The organism is Candidatus Edwardsbacteria bacterium RifOxyA12_full_54_48 (assembly GCA_001777915.1).
GTDB lineage: Bacteria > Edwardsbacteria > AC1 > AC1 > EtOH8 > UBA2226.
This window is the reverse complement of sequence record MFFN01000004.1, coordinates 323021-342137: the sequence shown is the minus strand read 5'-3', so window position 1 is coordinate 342137 and position 19117 is coordinate 323021. Positions and strand designations below refer to the sequence as shown.

The following is a 19117-nucleotide window of genomic DNA, read 5'->3' as shown; positions in this document are numbered from 1 at the left end:
AGTTTATTTATTTTGTTTGTTTGCGTTCAGGTATTATATACACGCACTTGTCATGCCAAGTTGATGATATATTTATAATAGAAAGAATGACAATAGGATATAAAAGAAATGCAGCGGCGCAAATGCTTTGATAACAGTCATATATTTTTGACAGTGGAACCTAAATATTGACCAATCAAAAGAAAAAGGCTGGAAAAATATTTCCAGCCTTTAAAATGCCTTTAAGTTAATATCAGAAAAGGTAGAGCCTATCCTCTATTATTCGAGACATGGTTTTTAATTTCAGATCCAATTCATCGATCAACCCCTTGAATTGATTGAGTTTGGCTTTATTCGAGATTGTCGGCCTTTTGGCCGTTATTTCAATTGGCTCCAACCATAAAGAGTCAACCCTGGAGCCTTTCATTATCATATGCAGGACAGCGCTCTGATTGGCCAAGGAATCCCTTTGGTCAAATATAAAATTTCCCAGGCTATAAGCGATCACACCTCCCCTATAAAGCTCAACCCCCTGCAGAACATGAGGATGGTGCCCCAATACTATTCCGGCTCCGGCCCTGATGGCCAGCCGGCCCAAATACTTCTGGGCTTTGGATGGCTGCTGATGATACTCAAAACCCCAATGGAAGGAGGTGATGATCACCTGGCAGGAATCTTTGACTGCCTGTATTGAATTACAAATCGTTGCCGAATCAGCCGGGGCGATAAGATTGTTCTCGTAATTTGGATTCAGCAAGTAGGGCTGACAGAAGGCCAGAAAACATATCCTAATATCTCCTATTTTCAGATAAGCCGGCCGGCAGGTTGTTTTCACCGCCGATGAATCAGTGCTGCTGTCGCCACTGGGGTTTTCAGGTATCTTAAGTATTCCGCTATAGGGGATCATTAGGGAGTCCAAAATTCCCAGCGATTCCTCCAGGCCGCTTGGCCCGCAGTCATAGGCATGGTTGTTGGCCACCGATAAAAAGCCGAAGCCGTTCTGCTTCAAAATATTGGCAGCCGCAACCGGATCGGCTTTAAAGCGATAGGGGCTTTGGCTTTTAAACTCCGCTGTACTCATGACGGATTCCAGATTACCGCACAGCACCTGACAGGAGTCGGTGACCAGCAGAACCTTTGCCAATGGGTATCCGGGGCCGTGCCTCTCAACCGTTTTTGATACCCCCCGCCCCAGCATGATATCTCCGACGGCTATGATCTCCCACCTTTTGGGCTGGGCATCCGCTGCCGTTATGCTTGTCGGCCACAGCAAGAAAAGCCACAGCCAGGGCACGAAAATAATTTTCATTGCAATATCCCGGAAACGGCCACAAACTCGTAATGGGCGGCGGTTTCCGTGGTGAGGACCTTATTGAGGGCTTTTAGGGAGTTCTCGGTGGCCGGGATCAGGATAAGCGACCGGGATTTTGTTTTGGCCAGCTGGTTTTTCAGCTGGGATAGGCAGCTATTGGCGGATGTCTGGGGGTCAATTATCAGATCCGGTTTTAAATAAGAGCAGGAATTGGCTCCAGCGGATCTTTTTACCAGGGACTGGGCCGTGGGATAGGGCTCGAGAAGGATGAGCTGATTGCGGCTGCAATAGGAGGTGATCAGATCCGTGATCCTGCCGTCCTCCACGGCCCGGGATCCCTGCCAGAGGTACAGGCCAACCGGCTCATCGGCCGCATTGGCGGCAGCGTCCAGCTTATTTTTTATTTTTCCCGTGGGATCGTCCACCAAAATGGTGTTGGGTCCGGGATCGTTCCCGGGGTAGCCCTTCGGCTCCAAGATTGCTGTGCCAATGATCTCCCGATTCTTTGGCCGGCAATTGTCCTTTACGATCAAAGTTTTGATGGCGGCTATCTTATCGAATTGCCCGGAAAGGGAGGATATCTCCGGAGGCCAAAAATACAGGACCAGGGCGACCTTTGGCAGGTTGGAGACTTTTTCGGCCGGAGCTTTTTTCTTGAGAACGGTTATATTGAGGGCCAGGGAATCCCTGGAAAGAAAGGCCAGGTCCAGCCGCTGCTTCTTTCTGTTCTCCAGCGATCTGGCCGGGGTGTAATTTTCGGCCCGGGCCAGGCGGTTTATAATTAAATTGGCCTGAACCAGGGGATATCCCGGCGGGATGTAGATCAGGAAATTCCGGGAGCTGTCGTCGCCCGGGCTCAGGGCCCGGACGGCAAAGCCCTGGTCCGCCAGGGTTTCCTGCAGGCTCCGAATATCCCGGGGGGCGGGATGGGAGGGCTGGCTCCGGGAAATATCCGGCAGGGCCGGCTTTGGGGGCCGGCCGGCAAAATGGCGCAGCCCGAAGGCCGCCAGAAGGACCAGCACCGCCGCCGGCACGATCCATAGATTGGACCTTTTTTTCTTTCGGTTTCTAGTCATATCTCAGGTGTTATTTTACCCTAGAGCAGATATTTTAGCAAGAGGCAAAGTATGGGACCGCCCGGCGGCCCCGATCAGATATTGTGGCCTGTTTCAGCCAGGGGGCGGGCTTTTTGACCCGGGCCGCCGTTTTGGGCAAAAAGAAACCTCCCGGTTTCCCGGGAGGTTTTGTCCTATCATCTATATCTGGCAAATTTAGAATGACAATGTTAGAAGCTTAGGCGCGGTTCTTGGCAAAGCAGTCCGAACAATAGACGGGACGATCGCCTGTGGGCTTGAAGGGAACTTCGGTGTCCTGGCCGCAGTCGGCGCAGGTCACTTTGAACATCTGGCGGGGTCCGCGTCTTTCGCTCTTTTTGGCTGAGCGGCAGTCGGGGCAGCGCTGGGGCTCATTCTGGAAGCCCTTCTGTTGATAGAATTCCTGCTCGCCGGCAGTGAAAGTGAATGGTTTCCCGCACTCTTTGCAGGATAGGGTCTTGTCCGTGAAACTCATGTTTCTCCTTGGATTTTGTGTTTTTTGCCCGAAAAAAAGTCCCCTGGTCAATTAACAACTGACACGGGGAATTGGTTTTCCGGACGCTTGGGTTGTTTTACTATTGAGCAGTGTATCACAATGCCGGTGGTTTGTCAAGTGTTATTTTTAAATAATTTAAAATATTTTTATAGCCATTAATATGATCAGAATCAAACCACCCCGGTACCCCTCCTTGATCAAGGAGGGGACCTGCGGGTTTGTACATTAAGAATAAGTCTCAGTTCATCCGGCGGATGCGGAGCTTCGTCGCCTTGGCGCCTTTCAGCAGTTTGGGCAGTGGCGAGAGATCGCTGTCCCCGTAGTGGTAGGGATAGACGATCAGCGGATTTATCATCTTAATTGCCTTTACCAGCTGTTTGGCGGTCATGGTGTAGGGCTGGTTCATGGGCAGGAAGGCGATGTCTATATTCTTCAGATGTTTCATTTCAGGGATGTCCTCGGTATCGCCGGCTATATAGATCTTTTTCCCACCAAAATCAAGAACATAGCCGTTATCCCTGCCCTTGGGGTGAAACTTGTCCCGCCCCTTGGTGGTGTTATAGGCTGGAACGGCGGTTATCTTAATGTCTTCTATTATGAGGGTGTCGCCATTAGCCATAGTTTTACCGAAGCCCAAGATGTCGTAAGAAGCCCGGTTTAAAATAATGCGCGTTTTATCCGATAGGATCCTGGCGATGGCCTCCTTGTCCAAATGATCCTGATGCTGGTGGGTGACCAGGATGATGTCGGCTTTGGCCAGTTTGGTATAATCGGCATAGCGGCCTACCGGGTCCACATGGATGATCAGGCCGTCGTAGTCCATCATTATAGTGCCGTGGCCGATGAAGTGAATGACCAGCTTCTTTTGGCCCACGGTGAAGGTATCGGTTTCAAATATCTGCTGGGCGTGGGAGGCGGTCAATGGCAGCAGGAAAAACGACAAAAGAAAAGCGAAATAAGTTTTCATTTTGGTTTCTCCTAAAGCGATTGTTTTGATACAAATCGTCATTGCGAGGGAAGCAATAAAACTAAACAGACGAAGCAATCCAGGCTAATTGAACCACAAAGGGCACAAAGAGCACAAAGAAAATATGGAAGCTTTTTATTCTTTAAACTGTCGTTTGTCGCATCAGCTCTGCCGCTGAACTCAAGGAGGCCGTAAAGAATTTGGCAGTGTTCGAGCGCAGCGAGTTTGTCAAATTCAGGCCTTCGGCCTGGGGCATCCGGGCAGAGGTGCAGAGACAGGTTCTCTTTGCCACTTTCTCTTCAAAGAGAAAGTGGGGAAAGGGCAGCTTTGGTACCAGATCTTACTTTCTCTTGTAACCAAGAGAAAGTAACAAAGAGAAGTTCCGGGGGCGTTCCAGCTAATGCTGATCAATTTGAATATGTAATGCCAGTATCTTTTATTTTACTGGTGTCAGTTTGTCCGATGTCCTCAGCCGCGAAGCGCCCCCCGCCCCGGCCGATCATTTTGGCGGGCAAAATAATCGGCTTGGGTTTGGCAAGGCAAAATTGCTGCAGGCGGACCCCACCCACACTCCCTCCCCGTTGCGGGGAGGGAAGCCGTCAGGCAGGGAGAGGTCAGTCGCATCAGCTCGGCTGCTGAACCAAGAGAACGGTGGTGAATTTGGACCTCACCCTTCCCTCTCCTAAAGCATTAGGAGAGGGGTAGGGGAGAGGTTGGGTTAAAAATCTTCCTGGATCCCGGATCAAGTCCGGAATGACAATACTAACCGATTTTTTCTTTTTCATTCCTCTTGGCATCCACATACAGCACAAAGCATATGCAACTGGCTACCATGGTCAATATGCAAACCGTGGCGAAGACGATCTCCTTGGCGGTGGTTATACACGGCAGGACCTTCCAAAAGAAGTATGCGGCGCTGATCAGGCACAGGATATTGGCCAACCAGTAGTAAAGGGAGCTGTTTTTGAGTTTCATTTTATTTCTCCATCTTATATAGCTTTTCGGCTTCTTTCAATTTCATTACGCGAGGTTTATTTTCGTTTTTAGGTTTAAATACAACCAGGCTATCAGAAAAGTTTCGTCCTGCCCAGCCATATGAATTATCGTTTGTATATTGAATGGACAATTTCTCGTCATAAATCATTTTCCATTGGCCACTTTGTCTAATCATTGTATAAACCAGATATGGGACATACGATTTAAATCGAAAGTCTGGACCATAAGTTTCACTAAGCCATGGTAATAATACAAAATCAGGGATGGAATCACAGTTTAAATCCATATATTTTCTAATCACCATATCTTCAGAAAAAATTACTTCAGGGTAATCATTGTTTAGGACTATTACATTCAATCGTGAAGGATTGCTGGCATAACCGTAGCCGATCAATAATAAAGCATTTTCATTTTTAGTGATAGGGTATAGAAGGAAATAATTATTATCAATAATATTTTTAATTCCTTCTTTTAAAATAAATTCCTTTTCGTTTTTTATCCATCCGTCCATGTTTTCAAAGGCAAATTCAGGATGTCCACTTATTTTTATACATACTTTATGGAAATCACCTGCATCATTCCATCCTTTAGGGATTTCAAGTGTTATTTTATCTTTTCCCCCATCATTGTTTCCAATCAAACTCTGTGGTATAAACAGTTTTCCATTTGTTTGAACAAGAAATAATGGAAACTAGAAAGGAAATATAAATAACGGCTTTTATAGCTTTTCTCATTTTATCTCTTAAAAGATGATTAATTTTATCCGTTTGATTTGCTGTCCAAACACAACACTTCCTGCTGTTGGTTGTAAATGGGGCAGCCGCCGCCGCACAGCGGCAGTTTATCGCAGTCCTTACACTTCTCCTGCAGATAAGCCTTATTGCGCAGGTCCACCGCCGGTTTGGCGTTCCATATCTTTTCCCAGGGGTCGGCCAGAATATTCCCCAAAGCGGCGAAATAGCTCTGGCAGGGGATCACCGAGCCGTCCGGCTCCAGGCACATGTTGTATTTGGCGGCGGTGCAGGTCTTGACCCCCAGCTCCAGGTTGACCGGGTCCAGCTGGCAATACTGGGTGGGGGTGTACCAGATGAGCCGCAATTCCAGCTCCTGCGCCTTTTGGCGGATGCGCTCCATCAATGGTTTCAGCTCCTCTTCCTTGAATCCTATGCCGCAGGTGGCGCCCTGCCCGGCGTAGATCAGCCCGTTGCAGGCCATGGCCGCCACCCCCAGCGATTTGATGAACTCCAGGGTGGCTTCGATATTATCGGCGTTAAGCCTGGTCAGGGTGGTGTTGGTGATGGTGTAGACCGGGGTGGCCACGGCGTTCTTTATTCCCTGAACCGTCTCCTTCCAGGCCCCCTTGGCGCCCACCATCTGGTCGTGGACCTTGGCATCGTGCGATTCCAGCGTTATCTGGAAATGGTCCAGCCCTGATTCCACCATCCTGTTAACCAGATCATTGTTCTTCAGATTGCGGCCGTTGGTCAATAAACCGGTGACCAGGCCGGTCTCCTCGGCGTAGGCGATCAGGTCCGTCAGATCGGGCCTTAGCGTGGCCTCGCCGCCGGTGAAGCAGACATGGGGGATGCCGATCTCCCAGATCTTCTTTATGACCTGCTTCCACTGGCCGGTGTTTAACTCGGCCGGCTGGCGGTCCTTGGGCAGGTAGCAGTGGCCGCAGGCGTTGTTGCACTTGTAAGTCAGGGCCAGGTCCATCCGGTAGGGCGCCGAGACCGGGGTCTCGAAGGGTTCGATGCGGTTGATGTCCATATAGGTCACCGGGCAGATGTCATCGGTCCGGGCCAGGGTGAATATCTTTTCCTTCAGCGAATCATAATCCTGCTCCAGCCGCTCGGCTTTGACCCCGTGGTATCTTTTGAGCATCTGTTTGACCGCTACCGTCGTCTCATCGCCTTCGATGATATGCTTGGCCATCTCGGCGGCGGTCTGGTTCAAATGCAATATCCGGGAGGCGTTGATAACCAATACGCCCCTGCTATCCGGCTCGATGCGCAGGTGCAGCCGGAAGCTTTTATCGCCCTCCTGTCCCCGGTATTGGAACAGGCCGGGATGAAGCGGTTTTTCCCGGGAAAAGAGATCTTTCAGACAAGCCATTTCTTCACCTTTCTTTTTCCCAGCAGGAATGTTGGGAAAACAAGCTTATAACGGTTTTCGCCGGAGCGTACCTTTTTCAGCAGGGATTCTTTTTTAAAGTAATAGCTCTGGGCCAGGAAATCCGGAAGAAACAGACCCAATAGTGGCTTCAGGGCCAGACCGGCCAGGCCCATCATTGGTCCGACCGGGGTCAGCATCAGATCGGCATCGCTGACCTCCAGCAGCAGTTTGTGTTTTCCCTGAAAGCCGGCCGAGAGGAGCCTGCCCGAAAACTTCCAGTTGTTCCAGCGAACGATGATCATGTCTCCGTTTTTTTCCAGCCAGGAAGGAACAATGATCTGGCGGAACAACATGGCCAGGACGAAAGCGGAAAACAACAAAAGCACCGATCCCAAGACGGTCAGAGACAATATTTTCAAGGTAATGAGAAACGACAGCGCCAGTATCGCCAAAAGATCGAGCAGAAAAAACACTACCCACAGCCAGCGGGATGCTTTTAATATATTTTCATTATTCATAGTCCCGTTATCTCCACCACCTTGTGGCGGCTGGTCTCCCCGCGCACCAGGCTAACGGCGCTCTTGCGCACCTTGAAATGTTCGGCCAAAAATTTTATCAGGCAGGCGTTGGCCTTGCCATCCACCGCCGGGGCGGGAATATACACCTTGTAGCCGTCGTTCTCGGGGACGATCTTGGCCTGCTTGGCATTGGGGATTATTTTGAGGTTGATGAGCATAATGGTTTTAACCACCCCTAAATCCCCTCCTTGATCAAGGAGGGGACGGGAGAGGCCTAAGAATTCCCTTCGTTGAATTGGGTGATGTGCTTTATGGTCAGGGCCACCGCTCCACCGTTCAGGATCAGCAGGGCCAGCAGTTTTCCGAAGAACAGGTAATGGACGAACCCCAAGATCCCCGGGGCAATGGCCAGACCCAAAGCCACCAGGCGAAACCCCTGAGGGTTGGCTTGGGCGGTCAGGGCTTGGGGCAGCAGGTTCCGGCCGGAGGCAAACCTGAAGCTGAGCCAGACGAAGATCATGGATATTGCAATGAAAGCCACCATTACCGGTTCCTCCGAGGCCGGGGAGAGAAAATTTTCCACGGCATTGCGGGACTTCAGTAATACCGCGATCAGGGCCAGGATCACCGGCTCGGCGGCCATGGCCCAGTAGACAATGTACAGGTTATTCTGTTTTTGCGGCGGCTGGGTTTGATGCATGATAATCTACCAATTATTAATTTTAGAATTATTGTTTGTTGTTGCATTATGAAAGGGGCTTGACCTGTAGCAGAGGAGAACGTTTTCTGTTCTTTCTTGTCACCAAGAAAGAACCAAAGAAGTGCCGGGGGAATTTGGAACTAACATGTGAGGATCAGAATCTGTAATAGCTTTTTTAAATAATCTATTTGCTGTTTGTTTGTTCTTGCAGCGATTTCGTCAAATTCCCCCGGACCCCAAAGATAACGAAAGAACCGCTAATATTTTCTTCCCTTGCCGGAATCGGTTATCTCCACCAGGTCCTCGGGGAAGGGCCGGAAAAAGGTCTGCTCTTTGAGATATTCCTCGTTGAATCGTACTATCCACGACCGGATCAGGCTCTGGGGCACGCTCAATGGCAGCTTTCCGTTGCGGTAGCTTTGCAGGCTTTCCAAAAAATATTGTTTTTCTCCCGAAGATATCTTGTCCGAAAAATAACCCAGGGTGTGCATCAAAGCGTTGATGTGCGAGGTGTGCTTGGGGGCGTGCGATAAAGCGGCCGAGAATTCAGCCCGGTAATTTTCCACCAATTCCGAAAAGCTTTCGTGGTCATGATTGGCCACTATGCGGCCCAGCACCTTCAGTTTGGCCTGGCTGTATGCCATCAGCAGATATTTATTGCGGGAATGGAAACCCACCAGCTCCTTCATCTCGCCCGAGGCGGCAGTCCGCCGAAGATCGGCCAGGGCGAACAGCTTGGTGAAGAAATGCTCCCGGATGGAAAAATTTTCCAGCCGGGCCTCGTCTTCGACGGCGGCTTCGGGAAATCTGTCCAGCACCGCCTTGCCGAAGAAGCCCTGGGCCTTGCCCAGCGGGGCCGGATGTCCCGGCCCGGCGTAGAATTTGACGTCCTTGATCCCGCAGGAGGGCGAGCGGCTCTTAAGCAGGAAGCCGTCAACCTCTTTCAGGTTTGTCAAATATTCTCGGCTGAAGTCCAGCATCTTTTTGGTGACATCCAGGCCGCTGGACGGCTGGACCAGCCGGGTTTCGCCCTTGCCATCGATCACCCGAATGGGCTGGCGGGGAATGCCCAGTCCGATCTCCACCTCGGGGCAGACCGGGATGAAGTCCAGGTGCTTCTTGAGGGCTTCGACCGTTTCGGAGCCCACCATCAGGCCGTTGTAACGGCAGGCGGCAAAGGTCAGGCACTTGCTGACCACGACGATGGGTTTGTTGGGTCTTTTCATAAATGTCATTCAAATTATTTTAACCGCCAAGGGGCCCCCAGGTTTTTCGATTCGCGCATTATTTTTTTGTCATCCTGAGAATCCTTCTATACGTGGCTGGGCGTAGGATGACAATGTTCACCCGTTCAGCTTGTCAGGCAAGGTGCCTTCTTCAGGGTGACAAGCCGCTCTTTTTCTATCTCCCCCCGCCGGCGCAGGCGCAGGCGCATCCGGCACAGGCGCAGGCACAGGCGCAGCCCCCGCCTCCGGAACTTCGTCCGCCGGAGGAGACCGGGACGGGGTTGGTCTTGTTGGTCACGCCTCCGGTGAAGCTGTCCAGTTTGCCTACCAGGCCGGCGGCCATGCTTTCGGCGCCGGTGGTCACCTTGTTGGCAAAGTCCGCTCCGGGCAGTTTGGGCATCTGCACTCCCGGCCCGCCGGAGGTCGTGGTCCCTCCGCCTCCGGTGCGAGTGCCGTAGCCCGACCGGCCCCACCAGCGCGGCAAAAAGACATCGCCGGTGCCGTAGTGCTGGGTCATCCGGTTCTGGTAATCGCCGTCCATCATCATCCAGTCGAACTGATCCTCCAGGGGCTGGCTCTTCAGTTCCGGGGTCTGGGCGTCCTGCACCTGCTTCCACGCCTGGTTGATGATGCCGCGGTAATAGGCGGCGGTGTCCTTGCGGGAGAAGCCCTTCATCTTGTCGTTGGCACCCTTTATCAGCTTGACGGCCACCTCCCGCAATTTTTTCTCGTCCGGCAGGCCGTATTTATCCAAGGCCTCCAAAAAGCTCTTTTCATAGGGCAGGGCGGCCAGTTCCGGTTTCAGGATTTTTATTCTTAATTTGGGTTCGCGGTCGGTGACCTCCACCGCTTCTTTTTTGATCAATCCGAACAGCACCATGCTCAGCACCTTGTCCAGGGGCATCTCCAGGATGATGCCGGCCTCGGGAGCGGTCAGCCCCCGCTTGATGCCCACCCCCTCGATGGAAACCTCCGGCGGCAGATATTTCATACGGCGGGTTTTCTGCTGGCGGATACCGAAGAATATCGCTATTCCGAATATCCAGAAGACGATGGTGCTGAAGAAGAATTTGAAGATTCCGAAGATGAATCCAGCAATGCCGCCGATCATCTTCTGCCAGAAGGGGGTCGGCTGTTCGATGGCCTCCTTGGGCACATACTTGGCCGGGAACGAGGCCCCGAAGGCGTACTGCCGGTCGGGATCGGCGCCATCCAGCACCCAGCGGTAGATCACGGCGTTCTCAACGGTGTCCAGCCAGGCTTCGGTGAACTGTTTTTGGTGATAGCGGGGCTCATCCGGGCTCATGCCGGGCGGGAAAGAAAAATTGCATTCCAACCGGGTGGAGCCGCTGACATATTTGGAGCCGTACCAGGTGGGGGAGAATTCAAAGGAGACGTAATCCGGGTCCTGTGAGTCCCGATACAGCAGTTTTTCCAGATGGATGTTGAAGAACAGCGTGGCGGAGTCGCCCGGCCGGATGGTCCTGGGGCCCAGGTGGACCTCCACTCCGTAAGGCTTGACGTATTCCGAGACCCGGATGTCCTCCAGCTCTGCCTGTCCGATGCGGGCCATGGCCCCGCCCAGCTGATAGCTGCCGTTGGGCATCCCGATGTCCACGATGTCGATGGGGTGGGCGCCGGGATCGCAGACGAAGGTCAGCTCGTAATAAAGGTCGGCCTGGCCGGCGGGGGTTATCACCAGCCAGGAGGTATTGCGCGGAAGGGTGAAGCCGTAATCCTGGGCCTGGGCCAGCCCGGCAGCCAGAATAATGGCCAGCAGAAATATCGTTATTTTGATCTTCATGATAAATCGCTCTTTCGGTTTATTGTTCGCCCGTTTTTTGGTATAATACGATCGTGGGATATTCGTCAATCGGGTCTTCTTTCAATGTCATCCCGAGATATTCGGTTTATCCGGCAAGTTGAAGGATGACGATCTGTCGCCCATTCAGCCAGTGAGGCAAAGGGCCAACTCAGGGTGACAGGCCGGGATCGCTTCACCGGTTAAAAAATCAAGTCAGCCTGGCGGTAAGGTTCAGAGTCCTGCTATTACTAAAACATGATATTATATGGATATTGGTTTGTCAAGAAATTTAAACCCCCAAGATCTGGCCTGGTGGCACCAGCGCTACGCCCGGCAGGCGGAATGGACCCGGGCCTTAAGATCCCATCTTTACCGCCGGCTTGAGATCGTCCGGTGTAAGAACATTCTGGAGATCGGCTGCGGCACCGGGGCGATCGCCAATGAACTGGTGGAACGCACCGATTCGGATGTCTTCGGGTTGGATAATGATGAACCGGCCCTGATGTTTGCCGGGGAGCGAACATCAAATAAAAGGCTGCTCTGGCTGTCTGGCAATGCCGAAAAACTTCCCCTGGGCGATGAATCAGTTGACCTGATAGTCACCCATTATTTTTGGCTGTGGGCAGGCTGTCCTGAAAAGGTAACCACCGAATGCCGACGGGTGCTAAAAAAAGGAGGGGCATTGGCTGCTTTGGCCGAACCTGATTATTCTTCACGTCAGGATCATCCCGAAGCCCGACCGAACATCAAAGAATTCCTGGTCAATGACCTGACGGATAAGGGGGCCGATCCCGCCAGGGGCAGGAAGCTGGAGAACATCTTTACCAAAGCCGGGTTTAAAACAACCGCGGGATCGTTAGGCGATAAGACAACATTCGATCAGAACCCTGAATTGTTCCGGCAGGAGTGGGATTTGTTGCATAAACTGGGATATCCCAGGGAGGCCATGGAGTCAATGGAAATAATGACTGACGGCAGATGGATGATGATGCCGGTGCATTGGGCCATCGGCAGGAAAAGGTAGAATTTGCAGCGGTCTTTTGATGTTGACATAAAAATAAAGGGCTGTTATACTTACAATTGCTGGTAATAACCCTTTTGTTAATTACCATACAAAGCGGCGGCTTACTTTTCTGTTTCGACAGACCTCACCCTCACTCCCTCCCCGCAGCGGGGAGGGAAGCCGTTAGGCAGGGAGAGGTCAAAAGAGCTCTTGGGGTGCAGGGCTGACATAAAACATTAACTCTAAATAATCGCTGTATCAACCTATAATTATTTTTCCATGAGTATGGCCTACGCTGCCGCTTTCGGCCTTGCACTAGACCGCAACTGCACCCCAAACCCCGCTTCCTCGATCTTTCCAGGTCGACTGGAAAGATCGAGGTTATGAATTTGCGCCTTCGGATTTCTACAGATCATTCAGTGTAATAACCTAATATTTGTTTTTACGGAGATAAAATGAAGAGCCTTTACTTATTGATGCTGGCTGCCTTTGCCGTATCCTGCGCCACCCTGCAGCCGGCGGTGGACAAAAAAACTCCGGCCAAAAAGGATGATGTCAAAACTGCCCAGGTCAACGATCAGGACGCCGGAGCCGAGGCCTTCATAAAAAAGGCCCGCAATCTTTACCAGGAGCACAAACCCAAGGAGACCATTGCGGCCGCCCAGGAGATGCTGGCCAAATATCCCGGCTCCAATTATGTCCCCGAGGCCATATACCTTTCGGCCAAGAGCCGCTACGACCTTAACGAGCTGGACCTGGCCCTGAAGAACGGCTGGATGCTGGCGGAGAAATATCCCCAATCCAAGGAATATCCCCTGACCAAGAAACTGCTGGGCGACTGCTATTTCACCAGCCAGGACCACCTGAAGGCCGGACAGCAGTATATCGAGGGGCTGGAGGCCGCCAGGACCGGTGACGAGCGCGAGGCACTGCTGCTGCCGCTTTCCGCCATGATAGAGGAGAGGCTTACCGATGGGCAGCTGCGGATACTGTTCCGCAAATATCCCGAATCCGAGATGGCACCGGCTCTGGGGCTGAAGCTGGCCCAGAAGGAACTGGATGCCAGGAATAACAGCGAGGCCATCAAGCTGCTGCAGGAGATCGTAAAAAAATACCCCGCCAGCCAGGAGGCCGGGCTGGCCAAGCCGGTGCTGGCATCTCTCAAGGACAACAAGCCGATGATGCCGGTGGGCGATGTGGGGCGCAAGGTGGGCCTGATAGTCCCCTTAAGCGGACGGTACGGCGAATACGGCACCGCGGTCAAAGAAGGGGTGAGCCTGGCCTTCACCGAATACAACAAAACCACCACCAACAAGGTCAAGCTGCTCACCGAGGACACCAAGGGAGACATCATTGACGCCATCAAGGCCACCATCCGGCTTAGCGACACCAGCCAGGTGATCGGGATCATCGGCGAGGTGCTGTCCGGGCCCACCAGCGCGGCGGCCGGGGTGGCCAATCTCAAGGCCGTGCCGTTCCTGTCGCCCACCGCCTCGGAGGAGAGGATCTCCACCCTGGGGCCGTATATATTCCAGCTGAGCCAGAGCATCAGCTGGCAGGGGGCGGCCCTGGCCGATTGCGCGGTGAATAAGCTGGGCATGAAAACGCTGGGGGTGCTGTATCCCAACGATCCTGGCTGGGCGGCGGTGGCCGAGGCTTTCGTTCAACAGGCCAGGAACCTGGGGGTCAGGGTGGCGGTCTCGGTTTGCTACGAACCGGGCACCACCGACTTCAAGGCCCAGGCCGAGACCCTGAAGGCCGGCAAGGTGCAGGCGGTGTTCATACCGGCCATGCCCAATGATATAATCATGATCGCGCCGCAGTTGGTCTATAATCAGCTTAAGGTGCAGCTGCTGGGCTCCGATGGCTGGGGCGATCCCAAGGTCACCTCCAAGGGCGGGACCTACGTGGAAGGGGCTATCTTTGCCACTCTGTCCTCCGGATCCAACCTGGCCCTGGCCGCGGCCAGGTTCGAGGAGAGCTACAAGAAAGCTTACGGCAAGGCGCCGTCCAAGCTGTCGGCCCAGGCTTACGACGGGGCCAGGGTGATGCTGGCCGCCCTGCAGAAGGGGGCCTCGACCCGGGAGGACCTGCAGAAGGCCCTGGACCTGGCCGAGAACTCCAGCGAGGGAGCCTCGGGGCAGTACGCTTTCGGCCGGCAAGGGGCGATGCCCAAGTCCAAACTGATGACCATCCGCAACAAGCAGGTCAAGGAACTGGAATAGACGCCGATAACAGTTTATGGATCAGGGATGACAGGGTAACATTGGATGAGGCCAATAGTTTGTAAAGAATAGTTATAAAAATCCAATTTATTTATTTCAAAAATGAATTTTTTCAAATACATACCATTATATTTATTTGCCATTTTAATTGTAGTTTATATAAATATCGAACTATCAAATGGTTTCATTTTTGCCGCAGTATTGGGTTTAACACAAATAGTTTTATGCTTCATAGGACTTGGTTTTATATTATTTTCGAACTTCAACAAAAGAAAAATATTTTTTTATAACGGCTTCTGTATTATTGGGTCACTTGTTGTAATTGGTTTTATCAGCGGTTTTGCTATCAATAGAAAAACAGAAGCAAGCATGAAAAAGGCGAAAGTTATTATTGAAGCATTGGATCATTATAAAGAGGGAAAGGGCTTTTATCCAAATATGATTGATGATCTTGAAAATGTTACCGGAAAAGACCTGAACACTAAAATGGGAATTTTTTTAGATCGTAAGTATCAATATCACAAAAATGATAATAATAAAGAATACTCTCTAACCTTTTCAATACCTGCGTGGATGCTTGCAACATATAGCTCCGAGACAAAAACTTGGGTAATCGACGATTAATGCTTTTTGAAAATCTCATCGGCCAGAGCGTGGCCAAGAAAATATTGCGGCAGGCCTGGGCCGAGGACCGGCTGGCCCAGAGCTATCTGTTCTACGGGCCGGACGGGGTGGGCAAGGAGCTGGCCGCCATGGAACTGATCCTGGCCCTCAACTGCCGGTCCGAGAGCGACCAGCCCTGCCGGCAGTGCAACTCCTGCCATAAGACCGCGGCCTATATCCACCCCGATTTCCATTACCTGTTCCCCCGGCCCCATCCCTCGTCGGACAGCGACAAGCGGAAACTGACCGAGGAGATCGCCGAGATGCTCAAGGATAAGGAGGCCCGCCCTTTCCAGACTTTCGATTTCGGCAGCCGGCCGATCGCCATCTCCATCGACGACATCCGCGAGCTGCAGGAGAGGCTGGGGTTTTTGCCCTACGAGGGGAAACGCAAAGCGGTGCTGATAACCGGGGTCGAGGCCATGACCACCGAGGCGGCCAACGCTTTTTTGAAGATCCTGGAGGAACCATCGCCCACCACCAATTTCATCCTGACCACCGACCGGCCCAATGCCCTGCTGCCAACCATTCTGTCGCGCTGCCAGAAGGTGCGGTTCGAACCCCTGCCCCGGGAGGCGGTGATCAAATCCCTGATAAAGGATCACGGACAGGACCCCATGGCCGCCGGCCTGCTGGCCGAGCTGGCCGGCAACAGCCTGGGAAGGGCCCTGCAGATGACCGATCAGGACCTGCTGTCCGAAAGAGACCTGGCCGTCAAGCTGCTGAAGGCGGCGGTGGACGGCCGGCAATGGGAGATGGTGGAGGCCATAGACCAGATAGCCCGGGACCGGGGGCGCCCGGCCAGGATCCTGGAGATGCTGTCGGCGGTGGTCGCCGACCTGGTGCATCTAAAAGTAACGGGAAGGATACTGAACGCCGACCGGCAGGCCGAGCTGTCGGACCTCGGAAAAAAAACAGGCCAGCAGAAGCTTTCGGAGATGGTCCGGGCCATTGAAAAGGCCAGGATCGCGCTGGAGCGGAACGTAAACCCCAGGCTGTGCCTGCTGTCAGCCTGCAATACAACGCAAGGAGAGGAAGATGCCAGCACCTCTGATTGAGGTTCATTTTAAACAGGCCCGGGGAACATACTATAACAATCCCCAGGAGCTGAGCCTGATGCCCCAGGAATTGGTGGTGGTCACTTACGACAGCTCCGAGGAGATCGGAACGGTGATCCGCAACAACGTTCAGTTCCGCGACAAGATGAAACGCTCCGGGGAGATACTGCGCAAGGCCACCGAAGAGGATCTGGCCAAACTGCAGACCAACCACAAGCGCGAAGAGGAGGCCTATCTGGCCTGCCAGAACCTGGTGGCCAAGCACGAGCTGCATATGAGTCTGGTGGACGTGGAGTCGCGCTTCGACGGCAGCAAACTGATCTTCTACTTCACCGCCGAGAAGCGGGTGGACTTCCGGAGTCTGGTGCGGGACCTGGCCACCATGTTCAAGGGCCGGATCGAGATGCGCCAGATAGGGGTTCGGGACGAGGCCCGGCGGGTGGGCGGCTACGGCCAGTGCGGCCGCCAGCTGTGCTGTGTGGCCTGGCTGAACAACTTCGAGCCGGTCACCCTGAAGATGGCCAAGGAGCAGAACATGTCGATGACCTCCAGCAAGATGCTGGGCCTGTGCGGCCGCCTGATGTGCTGCCTGATGTACGAGGACGCCTTCTACGAGGAATCCTACAGCCATCTGCCCAAGGTGGGCTCGGTGGTGGGCACCCCGCAGGGCGACGGCACCGTCTACAAGGTGGACATCTTCAAGCAGAGGATATACGTCAAGTTCGAGGAGGGCCACGCCGGGTTCGCCTTTTCGGAGATCAAACAGAAATGAAACGCTTTTATATAACCACCGCCATTCCGTTCGTCAATGCCAAGCCTCATATCGGCTTCGCCCTGGAAATAGTTCAGACCGATGCCATCGCCCGCTATCAGAGACTTTTCGGGCGACAGGTCCGTTTTCTGACCGGCTCGGATGAGAACAGCCTGAAGAACGTCCAGACCGCCGAGAGCGAGGGGATAGGCACCGCCGAGCTGGTGGCCCGGAACGCCAAATATTTTGCCGAGCTTAAAAACTATCTCAACCTGTCGAACGACGATTTCATCCGCACCAGCTCCGAGGAACGGCACAAAAAAGGGGTGGAGAAATTATGGCAGGCCTGTCTGGCCAGCGGAGATATATATAAAAAGCGCTACCAGGGACTGTACTGCGTGGGCTGCGAACAGTACTACACCCCGGACGAACTGACCGACGGCAAGTGCCCGGAGCACGAAACCGCCCCGGAGCGCATCGAGGAGGAAAATTATTTCTTCCGGCTCTCCAGGTACCAGCAGCAGCTGGAGAAGATAATAGAATCAGACCAATATCTGATTGTTCCCAAGACCCGCAAGAACGAGGTGCTGTCCTTTGTCAGAGGCGGACTGGAGGATTTTTCGGTCTCCCGTTCCAAAGAAAGGGCCAAGGGTTGGGGGATTCCGGTTCCCGGCGACCCCGCCCAGGTGGTCTATGTCTGGTTCGACGCCCTGGCCAACTATATCAACGCGTTGGACTATGCCGATGATGGGGAATTGTTCCAAAAATACTGGACCGACTGTCCGGAACGGATCCATGTGGTCGGCAAGGGGATCATCCGTTTTCACGCGGTATACTGGCCGGCCATGCTGCTGTCGGCCCAGGTGGCCCTGCCCCATAAATTGCTGGTCCATGGATATATCACGGCCGACGGCCAGAAGATGTCCAAGTCGCTGGGCAACGTGATAGACCCCGAGGCCATCGCCGCCCGCTACGGCACCGATCCCACCCGCTATTTTCTGCTGTCCGAGATCTCCACCACCGGCGACGGGGATTTCAGCTATGCCCGGATGGAACAGAGGATCAATTCCGATCTGGCCAACGATTACGGCAACCTGGCCAGCCGGGTGTTCAAGATGGTGGAATCATACTGTCAGGGGGCGATACCCCAGGCCGGAAAGAAGGAAGGTTCAGACGATGAGCTTAAATCCACCGCCGTGGGACTGGGCGAAAAAGTAAAATCACAGGTCGAACAGTTCGACCTTAACCAGGCCCTGGTCTCGGTTTTAGAGATGGTCAAGCATACCAACCGCTACGTTGAATCCAACGCCCCCTGGAAGCTGTTCAAGGAGGGCAACCAGGAACGCATTGATACCGTGCTGTATAACGCGGCCGAGGCCCTGCGGATTGCCAGCATCCTGTTGTTTCCGGTGATGCCCGGCAAGTGCCGGGAGCTGCTGGCCAAGCTGGGCGTCGAAGAAAAGGACATTACTTTGGCCAATACCCAGAAGTGGGGACTGGCAAAGCCCGGCCAGAAGATATCGGCTGGCGAACCGTTGTTTCCCAGGATAGAAAAAAATAACGACAAGAAGGATAAAAAAGTGGAACAGGGAAAAAAGCAGGCAACCGTTGAAAGCGGACAGTGGACAGCACCCAGCGTCCAGCCGGTCGAAGAGCTAATAGATATCGATCAATTCAAAAAGATAAAACTGCGCACCGCCGAGATCATCTCGGCCGAGAAGGTGCCCAACGCCGACAAGCTGCTGCGACTGCAGGTCAAACTGGGCCAGGAGACCCGGCAGGTGCTGGCCGGCATCGCCCAATGGTACACCCCGGAATCGCTGGTGGGACAACAGGTGGTGATAGTGGCCAACCTGAAGCCGGCCAAGATCCGGGGGCTGGAGTCACACGGCATGCTGTTGGCGGCCCAGGACCAGGACGGGGTGGTGATACTTAACCCGCAACGGAAGACTGAACCCGGCAGCGAGGTCAGATAGATATCTGAGAATATAAAAAGGGCGGATCGTAAGATTCGCCCTTTGGCCTGGAGCCAGACCCAGTGGAAACCAGCACTGGATAATGTGAAAATCGGTAAGAAGGAGTAAAGCATGTCCGACATCATCAAAAAAATCATCGCCCTCAATGATATCGAGCGCAAGATGCTGGTGGGCGACATCATGGAAAGCGAGAAGGGACTCAAGGAGGCCTTCCTCAAGGTCCTGAACAAGACC

18 protein-coding genes are annotated in these 19117 nt (G+C 53.1%); 6 read left to right on the top strand and 12 right to left on the bottom strand.

Features of this window, described 5'->3' with window-relative positions; all coding sequences use genetic code 11:
• Positions 1-232 precede the first annotated feature (232 nt).
• The 12 genes from A2273_03150 to A2273_03095 form a co-directional block, all read right to left on the bottom strand.
• A complete protein-coding gene (locus tag A2273_03150) occupies positions 233-1288 on the bottom strand; it encodes a hypothetical protein (GenBank protein OGF07478.1) in 1056 nt (351 codons plus the stop codon).
• Positions 1285-2367 (bottom strand): hypothetical protein, encoded by a 1083-nt coding sequence (locus A2273_03145; protein ID OGF07477.1) that lies wholly within the window; start codon positions 2365-2367, stop codon positions 1285-1287. The genes A2273_03150 and A2273_03145 overlap by 4 nt, the downstream gene beginning before the upstream one ends.
• 217 nt (positions 2368-2584) lie before the next feature.
• Positions 2585-2860 carry a zinc-binding protein gene (locus A2273_03140; GenBank protein ID OGF07476.1) on the bottom strand — a complete coding sequence of 92 codons (276 nt, stop codon included), beginning with the start codon at positions 2858-2860 and terminating at the stop codon, positions 2585-2587.
• Between the two features lie 259 nt (positions 2861-3119).
• A complete protein-coding gene (locus A2273_03135) occupies positions 3120-3848 on the bottom strand; it encodes a metal-dependent hydrolase (GenBank protein OGF07475.1) in 729 nt (242 codons plus the stop codon).
• 762 nt (positions 3849-4610) lie between these two features.
• Positions 4611-4823 (bottom strand): hypothetical protein, encoded by a 213-nt coding sequence (locus A2273_03130; GenBank protein OGF07474.1) that lies wholly within the window; start codon positions 4821-4823, stop codon positions 4611-4613.
• 1 nt (position 4824) lies between these two features.
• Positions 4825-5484, bottom strand: a complete 660-nt coding sequence (locus A2273_03125; protein OGF07473.1) for a hypothetical protein — start codon at positions 5482-5484, stop codon at positions 4825-4827.
• 119 nt (positions 5485-5603) lie between these two features.
• Positions 5604-6908 carry a hypothetical protein gene (locus A2273_03120; GenBank protein ID OGF08010.1) on the bottom strand — a complete coding sequence of 435 codons (1305 nt, stop codon included), beginning with the start codon at positions 6906-6908 and terminating at the stop codon, positions 5604-5606.
• A 38-nt stretch (positions 6909-6946) separates the two neighbouring features.
• Positions 6947-7477, bottom strand: coding sequence for a hypothetical protein (locus A2273_03115; protein ID OGF07472.1), 531 nt, complete (start codon positions 7475-7477; stop codon positions 6947-6949).
• Positions 7474-7695: a YggU family protein gene (locus tag A2273_03110; protein OGF07471.1), complete on the bottom strand. Its 222-nt coding sequence runs from the start codon at positions 7693-7695 to the stop codon at positions 7474-7476. Before A2273_03110 ends, A2273_03115 begins: the two co-directional genes overlap by 4 nt.
• Before the next feature lie 56 nt (positions 7696-7751).
• On the bottom strand, positions 7752-8177 hold the full coding sequence (locus A2273_03105; protein ID OGF07470.1) for a hypothetical protein: 426 nt from the start codon (positions 8175-8177) through the stop codon (positions 7752-7754).
• 257 nt (positions 8178-8434) lie between these two features.
• Positions 8435-9403, bottom strand: a complete 969-nt coding sequence (locus tag A2273_03100; GenBank protein OGF07469.1) for a cytoplasmic protein — start codon at positions 9401-9403, stop codon at positions 8435-8437.
• A 175-nt stretch (positions 9404-9578) separates the two neighbouring features.
• Entirely contained in the window at positions 9579-11207 is a 1629-nt protein-coding gene (locus A2273_03095) for a hypothetical protein (GenBank protein OGF07468.1), read from the bottom strand.
• Between the two features lie 265 nt (positions 11208-11472).
• Between A2273_03095 and A2273_03090 the strand changes: the two genes are divergently transcribed.
• The 6 genes from A2273_03090 (at position 11473) to A2273_03065 (ending at position 18883) form a co-directional block, all read left to right on the top strand.
• Positions 11473-12231: a hypothetical protein gene (locus tag A2273_03090; GenBank protein OGF07467.1), complete on the top strand. Its 759-nt coding sequence runs from the start codon at positions 11473-11475 to the stop codon at positions 12229-12231.
• 434 nt (positions 12232-12665) lie between these two features.
• Entirely contained in the window at positions 12666-14435 is a 1770-nt protein-coding gene (locus A2273_03085) for a hypothetical protein (GenBank protein OGF07466.1), read from the top strand.
• A 102-nt stretch (positions 14436-14537) separates the two neighbouring features.
• Positions 14538-15059, top strand: coding sequence for a hypothetical protein (locus A2273_03080; protein OGF07465.1), 522 nt, complete (start codon positions 14538-14540; stop codon positions 15057-15059).
• Positions 15059-16156 carry a DNA polymerase III subunit delta' gene (locus tag A2273_03075; GenBank protein OGF07464.1) on the top strand — a complete coding sequence of 366 codons (1098 nt, stop codon included), beginning with the start codon at positions 15059-15061 and terminating at the stop codon, positions 16154-16156. Before A2273_03080 ends, A2273_03075 begins: the two co-directional genes overlap by 1 nt.
• Complete coding sequence (locus A2273_03070; GenBank protein OGF07463.1) at positions 16137-16928, top strand: hypothetical protein; 792 nt, start codon at positions 16137-16139, stop codon at positions 16926-16928. The genes A2273_03075 and A2273_03070 overlap by 20 nt, the downstream gene beginning before the upstream one ends.
• Positions 16925-18883, top strand: a complete 1959-nt coding sequence (locus A2273_03065; protein ID OGF07462.1) for a hypothetical protein — start codon at positions 16925-16927, stop codon at positions 18881-18883. Before A2273_03070 ends, A2273_03065 begins: the two co-directional genes overlap by 4 nt.
• The last annotated feature ends 234 nt before the right edge of the window (positions 18884-19117 follow it).

What these genes read in the sequence shown, in the direction of transcription:
- A2273_03150 (OGF07478.1), bottom strand. Translation starts at nt 1,288, where the DNA reads ATGAAAATTATTTTCGTGCCCTGGCTGTGGCTTTTCTTGCTGTGGCCG.
- A2273_03145 (OGF07477.1), bottom strand. Translation starts at nt 2,367, where the DNA reads ATGACTAGAAACCGAAAGAAAAAAAGGTCCAATCTATGGATCGTGCCG.
- A2273_03140 (OGF07476.1), bottom strand. Translation starts at nt 2,860, where the DNA reads ATGAGTTTCACGGACAAGACCCTATCCTGCAAAGAGTGCGGGAAACCA.
- A2273_03135 (OGF07475.1), bottom strand. Translation starts at nt 3,848, where the DNA reads ATGAAAACTTATTTCGCTTTTCTTTTGTCGTTTTTCCTGCTGCCATTG.
- A2273_03130 (OGF07474.1), bottom strand. Translation starts at nt 4,823, where the DNA reads ATGAAACTCAAAAACAGCTCCCTTTACTACTGGTTGGCCAATATCCTG.
- A2273_03115 (OGF07472.1), bottom strand. Translation starts at nt 7,477, where the DNA reads ATGAATAATGAAAATATATTAAAAGCATCCCGCTGGCTGTGGGTAGTG.
- A2273_03110 (OGF07471.1), bottom strand. Translation starts at nt 7,695, where the DNA reads ATGCTCATCAACCTCAAAATAATCCCCAATGCCAAGCAGGCCAAGATC.
- A2273_03105 (OGF07470.1), bottom strand. Translation starts at nt 8,177, where the DNA reads ATGCATCAAACCCAGCCGCCGCAAAAACAGAATAACCTGTACATTGTC.
- A2273_03100 (OGF07469.1), bottom strand. Translation starts at nt 9,403, where the DNA reads ATGAAAAGACCCAACAAACCCATCGTCGTGGTCAGCAAGTGCCTGACC.
- A2273_03095 (OGF07468.1), bottom strand. Translation starts at nt 11,207, where the DNA reads ATGAAGATCAAAATAACGATATTTCTGCTGGCCATTATTCTGGCTGCC.
- A2273_03090 (OGF07467.1), top strand. Translation starts at nt 11,473, where the DNA reads ATGGATATTGGTTTGTCAAGAAATTTAAACCCCCAAGATCTGGCCTGG.
- A2273_03085 (OGF07466.1), top strand. Translation starts at nt 12,666, where the DNA reads ATGAAGAGCCTTTACTTATTGATGCTGGCTGCCTTTGCCGTATCCTGC.
- A2273_03080 (OGF07465.1), top strand. Translation starts at nt 14,538, where the DNA reads ATGAATTTTTTCAAATACATACCATTATATTTATTTGCCATTTTAATT.
- A2273_03075 (OGF07464.1), top strand. Translation starts at nt 15,059, where the DNA reads ATGCTTTTTGAAAATCTCATCGGCCAGAGCGTGGCCAAGAAAATATTG.
- A2273_03070 (OGF07463.1), top strand. Translation starts at nt 16,137, where the DNA reads ATGCCAGCACCTCTGATTGAGGTTCATTTTAAACAGGCCCGGGGAACA.
- A2273_03065 (OGF07462.1), top strand. Translation starts at nt 16,925, where the DNA reads ATGAAACGCTTTTATATAACCACCGCCATTCCGTTCGTCAATGCCAAG.